Raw genomic sequence first — 20,967 nt, 5'->3', positions numbered from 1 at the left:
TTCTTACCTTATCTTATTTATCATAATATAACTTAACTATATGCTTCTGTCAAATATTTCACACAAGATAATCGAAATATGAAGCGTTTTTAGAATGGGCAGAGCAGCTGCAATATCCCTATTGGTCGTTGTCATTGATGATTTGGAGTAGTTTTAGGGCCAGCTTGGGTATGCTGAAATGTTCGAGTGCCAACCTCCGCTCCCGCGCACTCATCAGCGCGCGTTGCTCGGCAGTGAGCGCCGCCAGTGTGCGCACCTGTTCCGCCAGTGCCTTGCCGTTTTCAGGAGGCGAGATTAAACCGCACCCATACCGCTTTACCATTTGGGCCACGTCACCGGGCGCAGTGCATAGAACCGGCAAACCGGCCGCCAGGTAATCAAAAAGTTTATTCGGGCTTACCGCTTCATAAAAAGCCGGGGCATCCTTCAGAGTTATAATTCCCGCATCCGCCGCGTGCAGTAAGTCCGGAATTTTACTCTTGGGAACGGGGTCTAAAAATCTCAGGTTTTTTAGCTCTAATTTACGGGCTTGCGCCTGGAGATCAGGTTTTACGGGTCCATCCCCGATTAAAATGAATTCGCAATCCGGTTCTCCATTTAACTCGCCGGCGGCTTCCATGATTACATTTAGCGCGTTGGCCGGGCCGTGCGCACCGGTATAAACGATGGTAAACCGGTTAAAATTGAATAAATTCCTGGTTTGTTCGCGTGTTGTCCGGGGGGCGCAATGCCCTGGATACACACCATTGGGAATATGAGTGATGCGTTGTTCGGCAACGCCTTTTTCTTTTAGGTAGGGAATAGAGCCCCGGGCCAGTACGATAACCTGATCGGCATGAAGATAGAGCTGCTGCTCCACCCGCCGCATCAGCCATACCAGCGGGTGTTTATCGGCAAGTCCCCGCATATCGATCAGTGCCTGGGGCCACAGATCGCGCACTTCCAGTATAAACCGGCAGCCCAGCCGGCGGGCTAAATAGCACCCTGCCAGCGCGGCAAACGGATGCGGCGACGAGCCAATAATTACATCCGGTGCAACCCCTTGTTTTAACCCGGCCCGGTAAACATTCCAGCTGAAATTGAACATACCCAGGACCCGGCGCCAGTCATTGCGCCGGTGAAGGCTTGTTTTGACCCACTCAAAAAATATACCTTCCACTGGCTGTTCCAACCATAGCCTGTCTGCTAAATCACGCTCATATTTGCGTGTGGCCAAATTAACATTACTGGCGAAAATACGTACGGCCAGCCCGCTTTTAACTAATTCCACGGCAAAATCATAATGACGCGTTCCTCCAGGCAGATCCGGGGTAACGGCATACTGGTTGATAAACCATATTTCTTTCACCAAAACTACCCCCTGTAAGGGCACGGTATGCCGTGCCCCTACCGTTTATCCGTCAATTGATCTCGTTAACCGCCGCTAAGACTCCCACCTCGCATAAGGAAAGGGGACACACCTGCTGAAGCTTGGGTATTTCTCTGGGGACAGGAATGTCCCCAACTAATGGAGTTAAGCGGCGATAAACTCGAAATAAGTGCGACTAAGGTTTATCGGTCAGGGGACACACCTCTGCTTATGGGTCAAACTTTTAGGTCGAGGAATGTCCCCAACGTATGGGTCAAAACCCCACCTGAACCAAGTCTTCTTTATTGGCGCCATGTGCCCCTTGTGTCGATTACAACTTTATTTTTTAACAGCTTATGATCAATGTTTTGGAAGGCGTTATGATTAACCAGCAGAATTACTAAATCTGCCTGCGGCAAAGCTTCTTGTAAGTTAACCAATTGAACGCTGTTTAATTGGGTCAGGCATTCCGGCAGCGTCTTAAGATGCGGCTCGACAATCAAAAATTGCCCCACTGTTTCTTGAATCAATTGTTGAACAATTCTTAGTGCCGGGCTTTCGCGCAAGTCGCCTGTGTTGGCTTTATAGCTGAGCCCCAGGCAGGCAATTACCGGATTTTTAAAACAAGCTGCCTTTTCTTTAACTCTGGCTGCGACGTAATTGGTCCTATTGTCATTTATCTCACGGGCGGCGCGGATAATTTTTGACTCGTCCGGCGCTGCATCAATAATGAACCAGGGATCTTTGGTGATACAGTGTCCGCCTACGCCGGGACCGGGTTGGTGGATGTTTACCCGGGGATGGCGGTTGGCTAATTTTATCAGTTCCCAAACGTTAATGCCAAATTTATCACAAATATAAGACAGCTCGTTGGCCAGGGCGATATTGACATCGCGGAAGGAATTTTCGGCTAATTTGGTTAACTCCGCCGTGCGCGCATCGGTCAACAATAAACCGCCACTGACAAATTTTTGATAAAATGCCCGGGCTTTTTCCCCGGAAAGCTGATTAATACCTCCGATAATACGGTCATTTTCCATTAATTCTTTTAATATTTGGCCCGGCAAAACGCGTTCCGGGCAATGTGCCAGAAAAATTTGCTTTTCGGTGGCACCGGGCAGCGGAGCAGCGGGCGCAGGCAGTTGTGAAAGATAAAGGTCGCGGCGTAATTCACTGATCCAGCCGGCAATTTTTTCGGTTGTGCCGACGGGAACCGTTGTTTCCAGAATAATCAGGTTGCCCGGAGTCAGGTGAGGTGCGATGGAGTGGATAGCCTCCTGAATATGTTTTAGATCAGGTAAATGTTTTTCTGTGATTAAACTGGGCACGGCAATAATAAAGACATCAGCGGGCACAGGCTGCAAAGCGGCCACCAGATGGCCATTTTGAATTGCTGTTTTAACAAGGATATCCAGCCCGGATTCTTGAATATGAGGACCGCCGTTGTTGATGGTTGCTACAATTTTTACGTTATTATCCACACCATGGACATTAAAGCCGTTATTAGCTAAAAGGCCGGCCAGGGGTAATCCTATATAACCCAATCCGATAACACAAATCTTTTCCATAGTATAAATTTATGAAAAGTAAATTAAAGTGCTACAAAATCTACAAAATAATTAAGTCAAAGATAGGCATCTAATGGTAAAAATTGCTGCGCCGGTATCCTGAGCTATGGGCAGTTCCTTAATTAGCGTTTTGGTATTCAGGTCATATTCGGCAACTCTGCTGTAAAGGGGTTTTTTTCCGTGCTTTATCCATAGTCCATATTCCCGGTAGATAGATGATCTTAAGGCGGAAAAACCAACATAGGCTCTACTGCCGATCACTTCTATGCCCCGGCACCATCCCAGCAGCACTTTATAATTGCTGATTTTATTTAAATCTACAACCTCTTCCACTTTATAATTGTGTTTATTAACTATTACGATGTAACCGTCGGTCAGAGTAAAGTAGATAAAATCACCTCGCACCAACCCGTCATGCGGGCCGCCACTGCCTATCTTCAAATCGATTTTGGGGTGAGTAGCAGTTAGACAAACAGCATCCCCTGGGAGAAAACGGGTGCACCATAATTCTTCCTCTAAAAAAAATATAAAATTGGCATGAATTTCGTGGGGCTTGGTGGTGGGGACCAGCCGGTAATCAATATGCCTGCTGAAACGTTCCCAGGTGTTGCTTATCCCCACATTATGTTCTGCCAGCAAATCCTCTTGTAAATTCATTATTTGGATTATCTCCAGCCCGGTATTGCAAATATAAATTAAATCGTTTCGTACAGTGACGTGATGTATGTCGTTAAAAGTGGGATGGCTATAAATTTTTTGCCTATTAAGCTCAGGGAGGCTGTAAACAAGTATCTCGGTGCGGGAAGGTACATAAAAATTTTGTTGATATAGCGAACCGGCCCCGAATTGGATACTGCCGTTGGGAGCTATTCTATCGTCGGGTGATCTATAGGCAGCTTCTTTTACCGTTGCCCCCGTTTCCCAATTAATTATCTGCAGCCCGCACCTATTATATTTATTCCAAGTATGCTGCTTTAAATGATCTCTTTTAGGGTAACCCAGTGTAACAATCAGCAACATCTTTATACCCTTTCCCTTTCGGTAACGAAGTAATTTTGTTTAAAATATGCCGGAACTGCTTATTAGTTGCCGTTGCACAGGGGGTTTTGTTCTCCGGCAGGCGGAAAATAATGTAACTTGCCGGGGTTATGGCAGTGACCGTTTGATTGCAAAGAGCGTAATATAGTGTGAAATAACGTGGATCGCCAGAGACCGTCAGGAGTTGTGGGCATGAAGAGAAGCGTGTATGAATATTGGTTGGGCTTGCTGGCTTTATTGGCACTTTTAGCCGTTCTATGCACGGCTTTAAACTCTACCTTACCTTTAATTGTTGTCGCCGTTTTTTTGCTGGCGGTGTTGATTATCTGGCAGCCTTTACTTGGCCTGTGCATGATGGCCTTTTATATGCCCCTGGAAAACTTAACCATGCTTTCCCCTTCATTTACATTAATTAAACTAATCGGTGGATTGACATTTTTGGGGTGCTTAACTCACTTACTGATCGGCAAAAAAGTATTTAAAATGAACAGATTTTTTATCCTTTTAATGCTTTACCTGGTATGGTGCTTACTGTCAGTTGCCTGGGCCATGCAGCCCGATCAAAGCTGGCCAAGGGTGATTTCTTTAGGCCAGATGCTGCTGATGTTAATTGTCGGCTATAATCTGGTGGATAGCAGGAAGGAATTACAGCTGCTTTTGGGCAGTTACCTCCTGGGGGCGCTTTTTGCTTCAGTCCTGGGTATATACAACGGTTACCTGCATGAATTTATGGTTAGAATAGATTCCGGCAGACTTCTAGACCCCAATTTTTATGCCAGAATAATTGGCCTGGGCGTGTTGTTTGGCGCTTATTTTGTAATTTCCTGCAAAAATGCGGCAATCCGTTGGTTAAGTTTTAGTTGCTGTGTCATTATAACCTTTGCTGTGCTTTTATCAGGGTCAAGAGGCACCTGGCTGGCTTTATTGGCGGCGCTTATAGCCGGTATGGCAGTCATGGGGCCCAGGATTGTCAGGCATTTGAGATTAAAGAGGCACCTTTTAATAAGCTTATTGGTAATTATATTATCCGTTGCTCTGTTCAGCCCCTGGATTTTTAATCATCTTCCCCAGGTTATCGTTCAACGAGCAGAAACTTTAACTCAAATCTCAGATCAAACCAATAGAGCCGCCGGAAGATTTGATATTTGGCTGGTGGGTCTGGAAATTGCCAAAGATAACCTGGTTAAAGGGGTAGGTATTAATAATTTCCCTTACGCTTTTACGGAATATTTCCCCGCTGCCGAGGGAATTGTCCGGCCGGTTGGTTTAAACAGGGACCCGCACAATATTTACCTGGCTAATCTAACCGAGTTGGGCATCCCCGGATTAATTTTGTTTGTGCTTATTTTGGGGGGGTTATGGCGGTTGGGAGATCGTACCGAAACCCGGGCCGATGCTGTTTTATGCAAGCTATTGATTGTTTTTTTAGTTTTTGCCGGGCTGACCAGTACGGATCATTACAGAAAATTTTTTTGGTTAGGTATGCTGATCCCCTGTATTTTAGCCCAATTTGGCATTTTAAAAGGAATGCCCGGGGAAATGAATAAAAAAAAGTTCTGTTCCTGGCGCCCACCTTTCCCAACCGCTACGACCAGAATTATGGAATTTTTGCCTTCCGGTTGGTTCAAAACCTAAAAGCGTTGGGTATAGACATACATGTAGTGGCACCTGTTCCCTATGCTCCTGCGTTATTATGGTTCAAAAAAAAATGGAGAAGGCAGGGGCAGGTTCCGTGGATGGATTGTATTGAAGGAATAAAAATAACCTACCCCCGTTATTTATGTATACCCGGGCAACGATTTATGGTCTGGAATATACTTTTGATGTACTGGGGTGCTTATCCGGTTATAAAAATTTTGCACGGCAGGGCCGGGTTTAATCTGATCCACTCCTACGGTGTGCTGCCGGCGGGTTTTGCCGGGCAATTAACCGCCGGCAGATTAAATCTGCGCTCAACATGCACCGCCATAGGTTTGGATATCAACGTTTTCGCCCAAAAATCAGCTGCAATGAAGGCGATGGCCAAATATGTTCTGGCCAATACCGGGCAAATAATAACGGTGGGCAGGGAACTGGCCTTGGAAATTAATAAACTGCAATTAACTGATTTAAAGATTAAGGTTATCTATAACGGCGTTGACGATAAAACATTCGACACGGCCGGTATAAGCCATACGCAGGCAAAAATGAAATTAGGTTTTAGTCAAGACCAGCGTATGGTTCTTTTCGTGGGCAGAGTCGTTCGGGAAAAGGGTGTATATGAATTAATTGAAGCATTTGCCCGGGTTGCCCGGAAATTTTCCCGGGTAGTTCTGGCTATTGTGGGAGAAGGCAACGAGCAAGCATCTTTAAAGGACCTGTCCATTAAAAGAGGAATATGGAACAAGGTCATATTCGCGGGTAATCTGCCTCAAAAGGAGCTTGCCCGGTGGTATGCGGCCAGCGAGGTGGTTGTTTTATTAAGCTATTATGAAGGCCTCCCCAATGTAATAAAAGAAGCGATGAGTTGCGGCAAAGCAGTTGTAGCTGCCAAAGCGGTGGGAATTTCGGAATTGGTTGTGGACGGTCAAACCGGGTTTTTAGTAGAACCGGGCCAGGTTGACGGGGCTGCGTCGGCACTGGAAAAGCTGCTGGCCGATTCTGAACTGGGGCGGAAAATGGGCAGGCGGGCCAGAAGCTTGATCAAGGCAAAAGATTTTAACTGGAGGCAAACTGCGCAAGCATACCGGGAGGTATACCGGCAATTAACCGAGAAGTCGAAAGTGTAAAACGCGCGCTAAGGTAGATAAGAAGTCTGTGGTACTCACCGGTTATGATCCCTCCTGTGCCGGTTAATTATTTCAATATCATAAGGCGATAGGGTGAAATCCGATATTGTTTGAACAGCTTTCCTCAAATCATTTTCCCCCGGCTGTGTATACCTCCTGGTAGTCTCTAGACTTTCGTGACCTGCCAGGTATGCAATATGTTCTAGCCGGATTCCCTGATCCGCCAGGCCTTTGCAAAACGTGTGCCTTAGCGTATGGGGAGAAACATCCGCAAGTCCCGCCTCCTTGGCATATTTATTAACCATATGCCTAATAGCCCTATCCGACAACCGGGAATTTCGTTCACTTAAAAATAGAGGCTCATTATTAGGATATTCCCGATATTTAAACCAAGCATTAAGGCTTTCAACAGTGTCACTATTCAAAGGCACGATCCTAAATTTACCGTCTTTGCCGCCCCTTACAATAACATTTTCTCTACGTTTTTCAATGCAGACATCAGAGCTATTAAGGTTAGATACTTCCTGGACTCTTAAACCAGCCCCGGTCATCAGTCTGCATATTGCCATATCTCTGCTTTTTCTTTTAATGTTTTTTTCTTGTTCAATAGCATGAAAAAATTTAGCAGCTTCCTGTTGGGTCAGCCATTTAGGAGCCGCATACTGTTTCATCGTTCTTTTCATTTTAATTTTTTGCATAGGGTTATATATAACTAACCCGGTTTCCACGGCAAATTTGTAAAAAGTTTTAAGTGAAGCCAGTATTTTATTTATATAGGCCGGCTCATAATGTTTAACCTGAGCTAAAAAAGAAATGAACTCATGTATGTGGAGAGTAGTAACCAGGTTGGGTTCGAACTTATTACCTTCGGTTTCTTCAAACCATTTTATAAGCTTTTTGAGTATCACAGGATATTCATTTATTGTTTTCTCGCTTTTACCTTCATTTTTAAGCCATGTGATATAATCATCATTCATAATCTATCCCTCATTGTCTTTCCCCAAAGCCTTGATAAAAATGTCCAAGGAATTTTCCACTTCTTCAGCCACCAAAGTAATAATATCGTTGTAATCCTTATCAACACTGGCTTTCTCTAAAGCTTTATAATATTCGTGTCTGGTTGCATTTTTAATTACTGTTGCCGGGTAGCCATTCTGCATTAAAAGCAAGTTCATCAGTAATCTGCCGGTTCTTCCATTACCATCAACAAAGGGGTGAATATTAACAAAATCGTGATGAAATCTAGCTGCTCTTTCGATGGGATGGAGATCACCGGCCTCATCCGAATATAACCAATCAACAAGTTCCCTCATGCGCGGCGGCACCAGGCTATTCATTGGCGGGACATGTTTACTCCCGGTAATAAATACATTAACTTCACGGTATTTCCCAGCATCCCTATCTCTAATATTCTTCAATATCAGGTAATGCAGTTGCTTAATGATATGTTCCGTTAAAGGTTCTTGGTTTGATATTAGTTCCTCCACATATAAAATGGCTTCCTTATGGTTTACAACTTCAAAGTGTTCACGTAAGGATTTACCACCAACAGTAATGCCTTCAAGTACAACTTTAGTCTCAAGCAGCGTTAAGGTATTGCCCTCGATGGCGTTGCTGTTATAAGTCCAGTCTACCAGAAAAAATTCTCTCAGGTTTTCAACCACTTCAGGCGGTAGGGGCCTGTTAGCATTTAAAGTTTTTTTCTTTTGATCAATCCTTATAAATAGCTTTTGCAATTCAATATCCAACTCCATTTCCTCCGGCCAATCGATATAAATACCATCTCTGCATATCGGGCAAGTAAACTCATCATGCCAAATCTGATTTTGGGGTTTGCTTGGAAATAGTAAAGTATCAAGCAATACCAATTCAGCACCGCATTTGGGGCAGTTTGGCTCTATGTAGAACGGTTTATTTTCTGGACGTGGATCTACCGCACTTTCCGGTATTCTTTTTTTATCACCCATAATAAGCACCTTTAATTTAAAGTTAAGCTGGTTAATGCGCTAAACGTATTCTTGGCAATTAATTTAGAGGTAATTTTAACGTATTCTCGGCATAATATCAATGGAAAAACAAAAAAATATTTCCGAGAATAGTATTTCTAGGAAATATTTAAGCGCTACAAATTTTCGTAATGATGCACTTTAAACTTATGTTACTGCGTAGTAGCTAAAAAATGTGCAACAAAGGCATTTGGCAAGAGAAGATAAGCCTCTTTTTAAATATCACAAGCCATTAAGTAAATTCCATTTCTATGATTAATTTTCGCTGCATCTTTAAAGTCTATTTCTTTTATGATTTTAAAGCCGTTGGAATGATATACTTTTTGGGCAGTTACGTTGTCTGATAAAACAAACAGGCTAAGTTTATCGAAATCAAGTGATTTAGCTTTTTTCCTAGCCAGCGAGATAAATGTGTTGCCGATACCTTTACGGCGGAATTTTTGATCAACAAACATTGCGTTGATTAAGAGGCTGTTATCAACCCTGGAATTATAAAACTCTTTTAATTTTTCCAACCTTTCCCCGGGGAGAAAGGATTTCATTTCATCATCTATTCTGTGATGTATGGAAGAGTACGACTGTATCATCCCAACAATTTTCTGGTTATACTCTGCAACGGTAATATCTTTGTATGAGTTATACCTTTTCTCATCCTGCAAACCATGGGTTAACAGTTGCGTGACCGTCATACCGGGTAAAATGCCTTTAAACAGATACTCAAGTACACCGTCAGAGGCATAATAGATGTATTCAGCCAACAGCGGACAATTATTTTTTTGGGCATCCCGGTAATGAATATTCATAGAAACCCTCCTCGTGTTAATGATTTTCATAAATTTTAACAGCAAGAGGATTACCTATCAAGAGAGATACTGTCGCATTTTAACCATTATGTAGCGGAAACAAAAGTTAGAGGAGATATAATAACCTTAAAGGAAATCGGTACATTTATTTGGGTATGGTAATAACTGTCTTAGAGTAAAGAAACCAGCCATGTGGCTGGTAATATATGTCTGTTAGCGTATATTTTCGTTAAAATGTTGGCGATACCCTATATAATAAAGCAAAGGGGGTGGCCACAATGGCGAAACTAACCAAACAAGAGCAAAAAGCATTGGATAAGGTTATCAATCACCTTACCAAGGTTTGCTATGATCAACTGGTTTCTGTGATTTTATATGGCTCAAAGGCGCGAGGCAATATTACCAAGGATTCGGATATTGATCTGCTGGTTTTAGTGCGTGACCGTAATGAGATTGACCGAGATCGGCTTTATGATTTCTTGCTGGATGATGGTATTGATTATAGCCTGAATTTTTCATTAAACATTTATGATGTTAGGGAATTTCAGCGGCTGTCAGCTGTAAAGGCCCCCTTCGCCATGAACGTTATGGAAGAGGGTGAAACTTTGTGGACCAACTAACTTCTAAGGATTTAGCCCTTTATCGGCTAAAGTCGGCCCAGGACCGGCTGTTAGTTGCCCAGCAATTATTTGATTTAGGACATTATATGGACGCAGCCTCCAAATCTTATTATGCCATATTTCAAGCCGCGCGGGCCGTTTTAGCCACTATAGAGCTTGATTCAAGGAAGCACTCGGGGGTAATTAGCCTTTTTAACCTGCACTTTGTTAAAACAGGTATCTTGCCGAAGGAATTTCGCAAGATCATTATCAGCGCCCAAGACTTGCGTTTAGCAAGTGATTATGATGATTTTTATATCGTTAGCAGGAAAGATGCTGAACAGTCTCTGCAAAATGCTAGAACCTTTATTGCCGGGATAGAACAATATTTAAATAGTCAGTATGGCAGCCAAGCCTAACGGGTGAAACCACTTGGCACATTTCCCGGGGCAGAGACTGCATCTGCGTATTGGTACAATAATAAGGAAGCCACAGGCCTTGCTTGCGCAACGCCAGTGGCTTTTTTTTTGTCGCTTCCACCAATATCCTCGGGTGGTTTTATTTACATACATAAATTACCAGGAAGATATGAGAAAAATGTCGAAATTCAGTAGGTCATGCATAATAAAGGAGGTCACATCAATATGCCCAAAAAGTTAAAGAATTGCATTTTCCTGGTTTTTGTTTTGTCTATGTTTTTTAGCTCGGTTCCGCTTGCCTGGGCCGGCACTGTGGATGCAGCCGGTTTAAAGCAAATGTTTGATAAATATGGCGCTCCGTCCAGGTGGAGCTCTTTGAAAAGCGCGGTAGACAGCCCTACCCTGGCCTGGTCGGAAACATACATAATGAGATCGTACCTGGTAATGTATCAGGCTACCAAGGATAAACAATATATTAATAATTTTATTGACCATGCCGACAGCGCTCTGGCGCGCAGGGACAGTGTACGGGGAGTGATCGATTACCGCGGTCTTAGCCTGCCGGTTTGGCGGGATGGGAAATATACGGATTATAAAACTTACTATATTTATGCCGATGAAACGGGATTGATAGCGACACCGCTGGCCCAGTTTGCGGCCCTCGTCAACAAAGATCCCAATCTGGCGTCGTATCGGGCTAAAGCAAATGAGTATGTAAAGGCGGCCAAGGATGCTGTAAATGTGCTTTTCATGAGCCAACTTCGCAATTCCGACGTTAATTTCACCTGGATTGAGGATGGCAATACTCTGCATTTGGACAGGCCCATCAATAAAAATTTAGCTGTAGGCAGCGCTTTGCTGGCTATTTATGAAGCGACGGGGGACAGCTCCTATCTTGATAAGGGTAAAAAGATGGCTAATTTTTTCAAACAAAATTTACTCACCAACAGTTCCTCCGGCGGCTATTATTGGAAGTACTACCCAAGTGATCCCAGGTTCACCAATACTATAGAAGATACCAATCATGCCAACGTTGCACTCCAGTTTATCAACATGGCTTATGATAACGGCATTTTTAGTGCGGCTGATATGCGGAAGTTTGCCAACACGGCTGCCAAAGTGCTGGTTAAAAGCGATGGCACTATTGCCAATTACCTTAACGGCAGCGGCACCATTGAGCAGCAAGGTCAAATCGGCAACTGGCTGGTTTTCGCGCCATGGTCGCCTTCCTTATTCGATGCTGCTTATAATGTGATTAAGAATAAATCGTCTTTAAATCCGCCTGAAATTCAGGGGCTGGCGTATATGAATTATGTGTTGGCGCAAAATGAGGAGACTGATCAACCACCTGGTGAAGTTCCCGACCCCGATCCCAATCCCACTCCCGAACCGGGTGCCGGAGACAATTTAATTAACAACGGCGACTTTGGTGCAGGCAGCACGGGTTGGGTGAATATAAACAATGCCGCGCAAATAAAGACGGAAAGCAATGGCAACAAATACTTGACCAATAGCTATAACTTTTACTTTTACCAGGACCTGCAGTTGAAGCCCGGCACCTATCAAATCAATGCCAGGACCCGCAAAGGGACGGCGGTGAAAGGGGCCCGGGTAGTGGTAAGATTCTACTATCAGGACGGCAGCGACAATTTTAAAACCTTTACCTATGTCAATAAGGGCAGCGGTTGGGAGGATATGCCCGGGATGACCCTGTCGGTGCCTGCCACGGCAGTGACCACCAGGATTTACCTCTCGGGCATGCCCGGCGATAACGGTACCCAGGACTTTGACGATCTGACCCTGGTGGCGGCAGGAGATACTTCCGCGCCGGACGACACTACACCTCCAGCGGAATCGGATACCGAGGCGCCTGCGGTGAGTATCAGCGCGCCGGCAAGCGGCAGTTCCGTAACAGCTGCAACGGCCCTGAAAGCCACGGCGGGTGACAATGAGGGTGTAGTAAAATTAACCTTTGCTTATGCCACCAATCCGCAGGGCAGTTGGACCACCATTGGAGATGCCACCTTAAGCAGCGGTTCGGTAGCACAGGGTGTTTGGAATTTAACCTGGAATGTTGCCGGTCTGGCCAATGCTACTTACTACGTGCGGGCTATGGCCGTTGATGCGGCGGGGAACAATGCCACCTCGGACCCGGTTGCTATTCAAATCAATAACGTTACAAACTTAATTAATAACGGCGACTTTGGTGCAGGCAGCACGGGTTGGGTGAATATAAACAATACCGCGCAAATAAAGACGGAAAGCAATGGCAACAAATATTTGACCAATACCTATAACTTTTACTTTTACCAGGACCTGCAGCTGAAGCCCGGCACCTATCAAATCAATGCCAGGACCCGCAAAGGGACGGCGGTAAAAGGGGCCCGGGTAGTGGTAAGATTCTACTATCAGGACGGCAGCGACAATTTTAAAACCTTTACCTATATTAATAAGGACAGCGGTTGGGAGGACATGCCCGGGATGACCCTTGCGGTGCCTGCCACGGCAGTGACCACCAGGATTTACCTCTCGGGTATGCCCGGCGATAACGGTACCCAGGACTTTGATGATCTGGTTATTACACAGCTTAAATAATCACGGAAAGCAACAAGCAAGGGAGCCGGCTTGAAAATACTTCCCAGCCGGGCAACGGTATTGGCTCAACTGGAGAATAACGTAGGTACCCGGTACCTACGTTATTCCCGGCTGGTTTTTAAAGTCCCAGCGCTGCTAATGTTTTCGGGCCGGCAATACCGTCGACAGCTAAATTTCGGCTGGCCTGGAACAGCATCACTGCGTTCCTTGTTTTAGGACCATAAATCCCGTCAATGCCGCCGGTGTCATAACCGAGACCGACAAGCTTTTGTTGGATATTGATAATCGTAGCTTTTTCACTGCTGGGAGCTACAACCGGCCCGGTGATGGAGTAGGTGTTATATAGGCTTGGAGCGGGGGAGAGGACGGGCTCGGTTATTCTTGTTTCCAGGTTGGCGGCAAGTGCCGTATACGGTCCTGCGAACAGTGCCATCATAAAGATCAACGCTAAAATAAGACTAATCTTTTGTCGTTTAAGGGTTTTAAAATAATTCATTAATAATCCTCCTCTTAATTATTTACTATTAATATATGGGTGGAAATTATTTCCGGTGACAATATTATGGTATATTTTTACATAAAAAGGCTCCTTTATTTATACCAATCATAAAGGAGCCTTTAAAAGCTGTTTTTTGCATGTTGGCGTTTTACCATTCTACCAATTGGTTAATCATGGTGTATTCTCTCTCTGCTTCAGGGCTGGCCCGGCAGGCGCTTTTCTGTAACTCTGCTCCCGTTAAATCACCGGACTTTTGCAGGGCTACTCCCAGCCACAGCTGGGCGACAGCTTTGGCATTCGGATCTTCTGCCTGACAGGCGCGCGTCAGGAAATATCCGGCCCCGGTATAATCCCCCAAGAGCACTGCGGACTGACCCGCGGTAAGGGCCAGAGCCGGAGTAAGCGTCAGATCCGAGTTCCTATCCCACAAGCTTTTTAGCCGGGGCGGTAACCTGTCTTTTTGGGTAACGGCCTCCCGGGTAACCACCAGCACCCGGCGGAGATTATCGCCGGCAGCTTCCGGCTGGCCGCGCAGGAGCTGTTGCACGGCCACATTTATGTAGATACTGTTAAGTTCTTCATAGGTTTTGATAAACCAGGGCTTCAGTTCCCTGGCCCGCTCGGCTTCTGTCAGGGCTTTTTCCAGCTGGCCGTTGGCCAATAACAGCCGGGCGTAGAAAAAGCGATTGTCCGAATTGTATCTGTCCAGTTCCACAGCCCGGGAAGCCAGGTTAAGGCTTTCATTAGCCAAAGCTTCCTTGGCCTGTAAATCCTGGGTATATTCGATGCCGGCCATTAAGAACCGGGCCTGCGCCATTGGGTATTGGGCCGACCAACGATCTAAATAACCGGCTGTTTGAATATATTCCAACGCCCTGTTATTATCGCCTTTTTGAGCGGCCGAGGTACACGCTTGCGCTTTGGCTGCCGCGGCCCGCAGGGTGATAGTAGCGGCTGCCAGGTGCATTGAAGCCAGGCTTAGAAACAGGATTAACAATACGGCTGGCCTGATGGTACCGCTTCCGTTTGTACTACGGTTGTACCGGGATGTTTGAGTAAGCTGTTGGCGTTGAGCTTCCCAGTAGGCAAACAGCGCCAGTAAAAACCAAAGGAGCAAGGCGATACTGCTAAAGGAGAGGTCAAAATCAATCACCGAGTGCATGCCAATGGCTAAAGCAGCCGTGCCAACGGTCCAGGTTTCCGGAGCCGGGGCCCGGGTGGTACGGGCACGGTAGAGATATAAAAGGCCGCGGGATAAAGCCAGGAAAGGTACTATGAACATAATCAAGCCCAACGTACCTGTTTCTACCCAAACCTGTAAAAAGTGGTTGTGTACTGTTGTGGAAATGTAATTATAAGATTGGTAGGCAGGATATCCGCTGTTCCAGCCGCCTCCCCCCCAGCCTAACAGGGGACGGTCCTTGACCATCTTGAGGGCGTCGGCATAATACACCATGCGGGCCTGGAGGTTGCTATCCGCGGCGTTGATATGCATAAGCCTGTTCAGCAGGGGGTTGCCGGATATGACTGCTTCACGGGCACTGCCCGGATGACTATAAATCAAGGCTGCCCCGGCAAAAAGAATTAAACTGGCGCAAATCATAACAGTGACAAGTCCTCGCCGGCATCCGCCCGCTTTCAAAAGGGTAGGTTTAACAACTCCATTGATGGCGGGTATCTTTTGTAGGAGTGGTTTTTTCCCGGCGTTGCTGGCGCCTTTTAACTGAGAAGTTTTTTGAAACCATATGGCACAGCCGCCCCAGACAATACCGGTGGTCAAACAACCTGCCAGGGTATAAAGGAAAGCAACCCAGTTGGGTTGTATCTGCTGCACTTGCGGTGTCACAGTGAGGTTCCCCAGGATTATAGCTAGGCTAAAAATGACTGTGGTAAATAAAACAACCTTTTTCCTGGCCGTTTGCCCCAAAATGAATATAGCCAGGATGAGCGGCAGCATTACCCACACCCCCCGGCTCTGGCTGCCTAAGATGGCCAGGAAGGTTATAAAGCCCATCCCGGCAAAGGCTCCCGCTGTTAAAGGCCGAGCGTTTTGCACCGCCAGGTGGATAACCATTAGCAACGTTGCCATGAGGTAGGCCGCCATGGAGTTGGGATAAAGGAAAGTGGAGGCCAGGCGGTTAAAGATCAGCCCGCCATCAATCAACATAATACCCTGACCTGTCAGAATGCCCCCGGCAGCCACGGCTGTTCCTGTAATCGCAAAAATAGTAAAAGACCAGCGAACAAAACTCACCTGTGGCCGGTCCTTTTCCCATATCCCCGCTGCCAGAAAAACGAGCACAAAAGATAACAGGTAATCAAGATGCCTCAGCCAGGTGAAAAAGCCCTCCCGTAAGTTGATGGCTTGAAAAAAGGATAGTCCGTATAAGGCTGTAAGCGCAGCCAGCGACCAAAAATACGGTGATGCTGCCAGCTGCCGCACCGGCAAATGCTGCCCCTCATTGGCTTTACCACCGTTGCTGCCCGGCTTTTGGCAGCTGCCGTGCGCTGCGCCGGCACCCGCATTGAAGGACTCGAAAATGAGCAGGATCAGCGCCAGTAAAGAAACCATAGCGACCAGATAATGATGGATACTCATTTCCCGCTCAAAAATCAAGCCTCGAAAAAAGGGGGCTAAACCAACAAGGCCGAGAGGAAATACGCTCAAGACCGGTTTGATTATTTTTACCATACAATTTTTAACGTTCATAGTTGTTACCCCGTATTCCTCAGGTCAAATTCAGCTTTATTTTACCATCCAATATATTGCCATTAACCATAGTTGGCGCATTGACTTCGGGCGGTGCAAATATACTGATCACACAAATATCCTTATCTGTGGAACAGTTTACTTGTACTGAGGTTACGGCTTGACGCCTGCCGTAATAACGTGATTCCCAGCCCCGGGGGGAGGGCTCTGCTTCCCCTTTAACAATAGTGCCGTTATCATCTGCGACAGGCTTAAATTCTTTGTCCAGTACAACGATGTTTAAAGTATGGCCGCCGGCCGGAGTAGCTTGATCCACCCGCCACCAGGAATGATATTTGACCATGTTGCAGGGCCACGGTCCCAAAAGCCAATGGATGGCGTAGTCATGTTTTGTTGCTCCGGTTTGCGTTAAATAATCAATAATAACATAGATACCATCTGTCAGTATAACCCTCCGGCGATGAACGACCTTGCCGGGCAGACGGCAATAGCCGTAATGCTCACCGGCCGCTTCCAGTTGGTGCGCTGTTTTATTTAGGCCGACCTTGCCTGCCTTGACCAATTCCAGCCACTTAAAGCGCCTGATCAGCAGCATTTGATTTTGCCCGTCCACTGTTATGGTATTGTGGGAAGCAGTGCCCATAAAATATCGGTGATAGGACAATTCATCATTATATAAATAAGATCCGCCGTCCCGGGCCACGTTCAGACCCCGCCACCAGATGTCCAAATGCAGCTGGTCCGCCTGGCCGAAACGCTCGTGCAGCGACCCGCAGCGCAAAACGGCAAAATCGCCGGGACCTTGCCGGATACAATACAAGCCGCTTTCAGGGAAACAAGCGATATTTTGGTACTGATACTCTCCAACCGGTTGCATTAAGGCCTTTATCCCCCAAAACCAGAGCAATTCTTCGTTCCAGGGGCCGTCGATAAAACACCGCCCGGCGGTGGTTAAATAAGACAGAGCATTTAACACGGGCCGGAAATCGCTGTAGTCACAGGAGGTCCAGGGGCATAATAAGGCTCCGTCATTACAACCCCAATTGGGCAGCCGGCCGTCTTGCTCATTCAGCATGGAGCGTAAATAATTTAGAGATCTATGCAGCGTCCGGTAAATTTCCTCATCGAACGGTTCCCCCAGGCATTCGCCAACTCTGCACGCCCACAGGTAATAATGTAATGCCAAGCGATGATAATTATGTGAGGATTGGCAGTAGCCGCCGTCGCTGTAAAATTGGCGGAGGCAATCTTGTTCTAAAAGTTCCCTGCCTTTTCTTTTCCATTTGTTTGCACCCCGCATCCAGGGGAATAAGGCTCCCAACGCATATAATAACAGCGCTTCACCGATAAGGTGATTATTATGGACGGCCAGCCGGGCATAATTGATATTAGTGTAAATGTGCTCACCATGCAGGTATAACAACCTTAACAAGCGGGTAAAATCTTCTTCCTGCAAGCTTTTATCTTCCATGAAAACATAGAGACCTGCTATCCAGCCCAGGCTTCTCATAGCCAGCTCCTGTCCGCTGTGCCAATTCAGCCCCGACCGGTATGGATTATCCTGTTCCCATGCTTTTAGCTGGCTTACCCAGGCTTTTAACCAGCGGGAGTCGCCTGTACAAGCGTAAGCCCTGATCCAGGTGTAAAGATGAGGAAAGCGATTGATTTCCCAGGTTAACTTACAATCACCGCACTGCTTTTCATAAGTTAATACCTTTGACCAGTGTACATTTAACGGCCAGCTTACCCCCCGGACAGGATTTAAATGCCAGTTGACCGGGTTGCCATAGTCGGCGCGCCAGCGGGAAAAACATTTAATTTGTCCATTCTCGGCCCGGATGGCTTCCTGCAGAATTTTCTCCCGGGAAAGCAACGGTATCCTTTTTAAGCCTGCAGCCAATTCCTCCCGTGGTGGCATAAAAAATGGTTTTTTTTCTCTGCGAAACTGTTGTATGTCCATAGCCGTTTTTCCAAGGTAAGCCGCCCTGGCAACATTATGGCAGGGTTTTATCGGCTGCAGGTAACACCTTGCTCCGGAGCGGTTTAAAATTTCGTAGCCGATTCTAAAGCATGATTTTTTTAAACCCAAGTTGAACAACTCTTTGCCCAAGTTAATGAGTTTAATCATCCAGTTCATTTGGGGCTCCCTGAATATGACCGGAAAACTCCCGGGTCAGCATCTCCCAAAGCCGGGTGTGTTCATTAGTCATAATGTAGATTTTCTGATTCAGATGGCTGATATTGCCCTGCCACCGGTCAAGCTCTTGACTGGTAATACTTAAAATGCGCTCAACTGCTGCTTGATCATCAGCAAGATCAAGGCACAGGCCCAACCCCAAAGCTTCTATAATCCTGCCGTCTTCCGTACCCTCCTGCGCCAACATGGGCTTTTTAAAATAACAGGACTCGTAAAAACGATTTGTTCGCGCCCAGCAATGATTCCCGGTCACATTGCCCAGGTAAGGATAACAAGCCCAAACCAGATCTACCTGACCGTAAAGGTCCGGTAGATCATCGGGGGCTACGTATGCTCCACCGTATGTAACAGCGGGGGATTGCACCACTTTTTCCAGGCTCCCCACTCCCAGCGGGAAGCCCCGTAAATATACCTGCACCCGGCCGCTGCTTTGCAGCGCCGCCTGCTTAAGTATATCTAAGGAGCGCCGGCAGCGGATGACGCCAAAATAGCCGATCTTCAAAATGCTCCCGTTTTGTCGTCGGGGGATCGCCGGTGCTTTTACAGTGGTGGCTGGGTCAATTTTATTTTCAACCACCAAATAACGAAGATCTGTTAGTCCCTGTATCTCTTGATAATAGCCGGAGATATACCTTTCCGAGGTGACAACGATAAATTTGGCGCGCCGCAGTAAAAAACGCTCCAACCGGCGCAGGCAGCGGGACAGCAGTCCCTTTTCCAGGAGCACCTCCCGAATGTCCGCAACCTCGTAAACTGCTGTAAAAGGCCTGGCCGGACCCAGGCACGCCAGCCATCCCAATAAAAGCATATCTAAACCGAAGGCGTAAATTACATCTGTTTTCTTGACCGCGGCGCGTACCTTAAGCAGAGCTTTTAAAAAAGGTATCAGGCGTTTATGGTACCGGGAGTGCTCGATTTGGCCCAAAGTGATATATCCCCCGGGAAGGTCCTTGCCTTTGTAGTACTTTCGCTCAAAAGCAAGGACAGCAGGCTGAGCTCCGAGGGTTTTTAAGCCTGAAATTCGCTTGTGTGCTCTCGCATCCGAAACCACCGGAAGCAGAAAGGCTATTTTCATATATAAACTCCTCGATCCTCCGGATAGCTGCCGCTCTTTCTCAATTTGCCGGGGCAGCTGCGCCGGCTAGCCTGATATTGTCAAAGCAATAATAGCCTTTCTTATCTTTGCATAATAGATAAATTCTTGCCTTGGAAGTGTTTTCGGGTACTGTTATCAACTGGTTTGGAATTTCCTCCCAGCCTGCGCCCTGATTAGTGTAATTTATATCATAATATTTGTTCAATCGTTTGCCATTGACATCGAGAAACGTTATAACGATTCTAGCCGGCCCTGTTGCTGTGCCCCTTTTGATAGAAGCACTGATTTCATAAGTTTTATTAACGAGCAAATTCAGATCCTGTTTAATTAACCAGTTATAATTGTTAATAATGTAGTGATTGCCGTTTGCTTCTTTTTGGATCGCTTTGGGATTACTCCAACCAAGCGCACCCTGTTCAAAATTGCCGTTTACAATCAAAGATGTCAGCAAATCATCACTGGTTGAACTGTCATTGGCCGGAGATTGCGGAGCGGCTGTTGAGGCATTTGATGGAGATTGCTGTTTAATGCTAAAATTGGCATATAGCAGGAAGAGGATGGCAATTCCAAATACAACATTGACCATAATTAATAATGCATACCGGTTGTCTTTAATTTTTTTCACCCCTGTCTTTTAAAAAATTTGACACCGGAGCGCCAGGTATACGTACCGTGAGAATTTTTCTGGGTAATCTATAGTATGCGCGTTTATTAGTTTTTGCTCTAAATTTGTATCCTCCGATAAAAAAAGCCGGCTGATTTCCGGCAGTTTACAGCACTTTAATTTTTTTAAGCAATTTTTATTGATCAAATATTATTTTCTCGGTTATGTCCAGATGGACATCGACATCTGCAGGAATCTCGTACATAATCCGGTTGTTTTCCGAACGAATTAATTCAGGAGATTGATTTAAAGAATTGCCGCTCAACGTGAGATCAATTACTTTATGTTTGGCAGGGGCTTTCGTTACCTGCATTTCCACATCTCCTAATTTAATAATGTCACCTACTTTGGCTCCGGAAATAAACATTTGCTCCAGCGGATCAGGTTGAGGTGACGGCTGTGGGCTGGCGGAATAGTAGGGGGTTGCCGGAGCTGCGGCAGTTTTTTGCGGTTCCGCCACCTCTGCAGCGGATTCGTTGGCAGCAATGCTTTCTTCGCCGTATCCGGTCTCTCCTTTCCATATAAAAGTCCCGCATAAAATCAATACTCCCAAGCAGGCTATGGAAACCATGAAAAAAATGTCCCGTCTGGTCAGTTTAATTGTCTTTCGCCTCCTTTCATATCTCCCGAAGGTAATAGCAGCTATTAATCACATTG

General features: G+C 46.0%; 17 protein-coding genes. 5 read left to right on the top strand and 12 right to left on the bottom strand.

What is annotated here, in order from left to right:
• Positions 1-118: 118 nt before the first annotated feature.
• The 3 genes from BM056_RS14950 to BM056_RS14940 all read right to left on the bottom strand — a co-directional run bounded on the left by BM056_RS14950 (position 119) and on the right by BM056_RS14940 (position 3,936).
• Entirely contained in the window at positions 119-1,348 is a 1,230-nt protein-coding gene (locus BM056_RS14950; RefSeq protein ID WP_165613544.1) for a glycosyltransferase family 4 protein, read from the bottom strand.
• A 302-nt stretch (positions 1,349-1,650) separates the two neighbouring features.
• The gene (wecC, locus tag BM056_RS14945) at positions 1,651-2,916 is read right to left on the bottom strand and encodes a UDP-N-acetyl-D-mannosamine dehydrogenase (protein WP_092472230.1); all 1,266 of its coding nucleotides are present in this window, start codon (positions 2,914-2,916) and stop codon (positions 1,651-1,653) included.
• A 51-nt stretch (positions 2,917-2,967) separates the two neighbouring features.
• Positions 2,968-3,936, bottom strand: a complete 969-nt coding sequence (locus BM056_RS14940) for a hypothetical protein (RefSeq protein WP_092472229.1) — start codon at positions 3,934-3,936, stop codon at positions 2,968-2,970.
• Positions 3,937-4,146: 210 nt separating this feature from the next.
• On the opposite strand from BM056_RS14940, the gene BM056_RS14935 reads away from it, so the two are divergent.
• Positions 4,147-5,589, top strand: a complete 1,443-nt coding sequence (locus tag BM056_RS14935) for an O-antigen ligase family protein (RefSeq protein ID WP_092472228.1) — start codon at positions 4,147-4,149, stop codon at positions 5,587-5,589.
• A 26-nt stretch (positions 5,590-5,615) separates the two neighbouring features.
• Complete coding sequence (locus BM056_RS14930; RefSeq protein ID WP_238456480.1) at positions 5,616-6,722, top strand: glycosyltransferase; 1,107 nt, start codon at positions 5,616-5,618, stop codon at positions 6,720-6,722.
• Between the two features lie 35 nt (positions 6,723-6,757).
• On the opposite strand, the gene BM056_RS14925 is transcribed toward BM056_RS14930, so the two are convergent.
• The 3 genes from BM056_RS14925 to BM056_RS14915 all read right to left on the bottom strand — a co-directional run bounded on the left by BM056_RS14925 (position 6,758) and on the right by BM056_RS14915 (position 9,531).
• Positions 6,758-7,699 (bottom strand): tyrosine-type recombinase/integrase, encoded by a 942-nt coding sequence (locus BM056_RS14925; RefSeq protein ID WP_092472226.1) that lies wholly within the window; start codon positions 7,697-7,699, stop codon positions 6,758-6,760.
• A gap of 3 nt (positions 7,700-7,702) precedes the next feature.
• Positions 7,703-8,689, bottom strand: coding sequence for a Fic family protein (locus BM056_RS14920; RefSeq protein ID WP_238456475.1), 987 nt, complete (start codon positions 8,687-8,689; stop codon positions 7,703-7,705).
• A 254-nt stretch (positions 8,690-8,943) separates the two neighbouring features.
• Complete coding sequence (locus BM056_RS14915) at positions 8,944-9,531, bottom strand: GNAT family N-acetyltransferase (RefSeq protein ID WP_092472225.1); 588 nt, start codon at positions 9,529-9,531, stop codon at positions 8,944-8,946.
• Positions 9,532-9,809: 278 nt separating this feature from the next.
• Here BM056_RS14915 and BM056_RS14910 point away from each other — a divergent pair, with 278 nt between their 5' ends.
• The 3 genes from BM056_RS14910 (at position 9,810) to BM056_RS14900 (ending at position 13,144) form a co-directional block, all read left to right on the top strand.
• On the top strand, positions 9,810-10,151 hold the full coding sequence (locus BM056_RS14910) for a nucleotidyltransferase domain-containing protein (RefSeq protein WP_092472224.1): 342 nt from the start codon (positions 9,810-9,812) through the stop codon (positions 10,149-10,151).
• On the top strand, positions 10,139-10,549 hold the full coding sequence (locus tag BM056_RS14905) for a HEPN domain-containing protein (RefSeq protein WP_092472223.1): 411 nt from the start codon (positions 10,139-10,141) through the stop codon (positions 10,547-10,549). Before BM056_RS14910 ends, BM056_RS14905 begins: the two co-directional genes overlap by 13 nt.
• 225 nt (positions 10,550-10,774) lie before the next feature.
• Entirely contained in the window at positions 10,775-13,144 is a 2,370-nt protein-coding gene (locus tag BM056_RS14900) for an Ig-like domain-containing protein (RefSeq protein ID WP_092472222.1), read from the top strand.
• A 118-nt stretch (positions 13,145-13,262) separates the two neighbouring features.
• On the opposite strand, the gene BM056_RS27310 is transcribed toward BM056_RS14900, so the two are convergent.
• From BM056_RS27310 to BM056_RS14870, 6 genes are all read right to left on the bottom strand, one after another.
• A complete protein-coding gene (locus tag BM056_RS27310; protein ID WP_092472221.1) occupies positions 13,263-13,640 on the bottom strand; it encodes a peptidoglycan-binding domain-containing protein in 378 nt (125 codons plus the stop codon).
• 151 nt (positions 13,641-13,791) lie between these two features.
• A complete protein-coding gene (locus tag BM056_RS14890) occupies positions 13,792-16,353 on the bottom strand; it encodes an O-antigen ligase family protein (RefSeq protein ID WP_092472220.1) in 2,562 nt (853 codons plus the stop codon).
• Positions 16,354-16,372: 19 nt separating this feature from the next.
• Positions 16,373-18,490 (bottom strand): alginate lyase family protein, encoded by a 2,118-nt coding sequence (locus BM056_RS14885; protein WP_092472219.1) that lies wholly within the window; start codon positions 18,488-18,490, stop codon positions 16,373-16,375.
• Positions 18,474-19,625, bottom strand: a complete 1,152-nt coding sequence (locus BM056_RS14880; RefSeq protein ID WP_092472218.1) for a glycosyltransferase family protein — start codon at positions 19,623-19,625, stop codon at positions 18,474-18,476. Before BM056_RS14880 ends, BM056_RS14885 begins: the two co-directional genes overlap by 17 nt.
• A 40-nt stretch (positions 19,626-19,665) precedes the next feature.
• The gene (locus BM056_RS14875) at positions 19,666-20,271 is read right to left on the bottom strand and encodes a carbohydrate binding domain-containing protein (protein WP_092472217.1); all 606 of its coding nucleotides are present in this window, start codon (positions 20,269-20,271) and stop codon (positions 19,666-19,668) included.
• Between the two features lie 175 nt (positions 20,272-20,446).
• Positions 20,447-20,881, bottom strand: coding sequence for a hypothetical protein (locus BM056_RS14870; RefSeq protein WP_092472216.1), 435 nt, complete (start codon positions 20,879-20,881; stop codon positions 20,447-20,449).
• Positions 20,882-20,967 lie beyond the last annotated feature (86 nt).

Source organism: Desulfotruncus arcticus DSM 17038 (assembly GCF_900113335.1).
Lineage (GTDB): Bacteria > Bacillota > Desulfotomaculia > Desulfotomaculales > Desulfallaceae > Desulfotruncus > Desulfotruncus arcticus.
The sequence above is the reverse complement of the archived record's forward strand: the minus strand, read 5'-3'. Positions and strand labels throughout refer to the sequence as shown.

Excerpts from the sequence above, each read along its gene's own strand:
- wecC (WP_092472230.1), bottom strand. The coding sequence starts at position 2,916 with ATGGAAAAGATTTGTGTTATCGGATTGGGTTATATAGGATTACCCCTG.
- BM056_RS14940 (WP_092472229.1), bottom strand. The coding sequence starts at position 3,936 with ATGTTGCTGATTGTTACACTGGGTTACCCTAAAAGAGATCATTTAAAG.
- BM056_RS14935 (WP_092472228.1), top strand. The coding sequence starts at position 4,147 with ATGAAGAGAAGCGTGTATGAATATTGGTTGGGCTTGCTGGCTTTATTG.
- BM056_RS14925 (WP_092472226.1), bottom strand. The coding sequence starts at position 7,699 with ATGAATGATGATTATATCACATGGCTTAAAAATGAAGGTAAAAGCGAG.
- BM056_RS14920 (WP_238456475.1), bottom strand. The coding sequence starts at position 8,689 with ATGGGTGATAAAAAAAGAATACCGGAAAGTGCGGTAGATCCACGTCCA.
- BM056_RS14915 (WP_092472225.1), bottom strand. The coding sequence starts at position 9,531 with ATGAATATTCATTACCGGGATGCCCAAAAAAATAATTGTCCGCTGTTG.
- BM056_RS14910 (WP_092472224.1), top strand. The coding sequence starts at position 9,810 with ATGGCGAAACTAACCAAACAAGAGCAAAAAGCATTGGATAAGGTTATC.
- BM056_RS14900 (WP_092472222.1), top strand. The coding sequence starts at position 10,775 with ATGCCCAAAAAGTTAAAGAATTGCATTTTCCTGGTTTTTGTTTTGTCT.
- BM056_RS27310 (WP_092472221.1), bottom strand. The coding sequence starts at position 13,640 with ATGAATTATTTTAAAACCCTTAAACGACAAAAGATTAGTCTTATTTTA.
- BM056_RS14890 (WP_092472220.1), bottom strand. The coding sequence starts at position 16,353 with ATGAACGTTAAAAATTGTATGGTAAAAATAATCAAACCGGTCTTGAGC.
- BM056_RS14885 (WP_092472219.1), bottom strand. The coding sequence starts at position 18,490 with ATGAACTGGATGATTAAACTCATTAACTTGGGCAAAGAGTTGTTCAAC.
- BM056_RS14880 (WP_092472218.1), bottom strand. The coding sequence starts at position 19,625 with ATGAAAATAGCCTTTCTGCTTCCGGTGGTTTCGGATGCGAGAGCACAC.
- BM056_RS14870 (WP_092472216.1), bottom strand. The coding sequence starts at position 20,881 with ATGGTTTCCATAGCCTGCTTGGGAGTATTGATTTTATGCGGGACTTTT.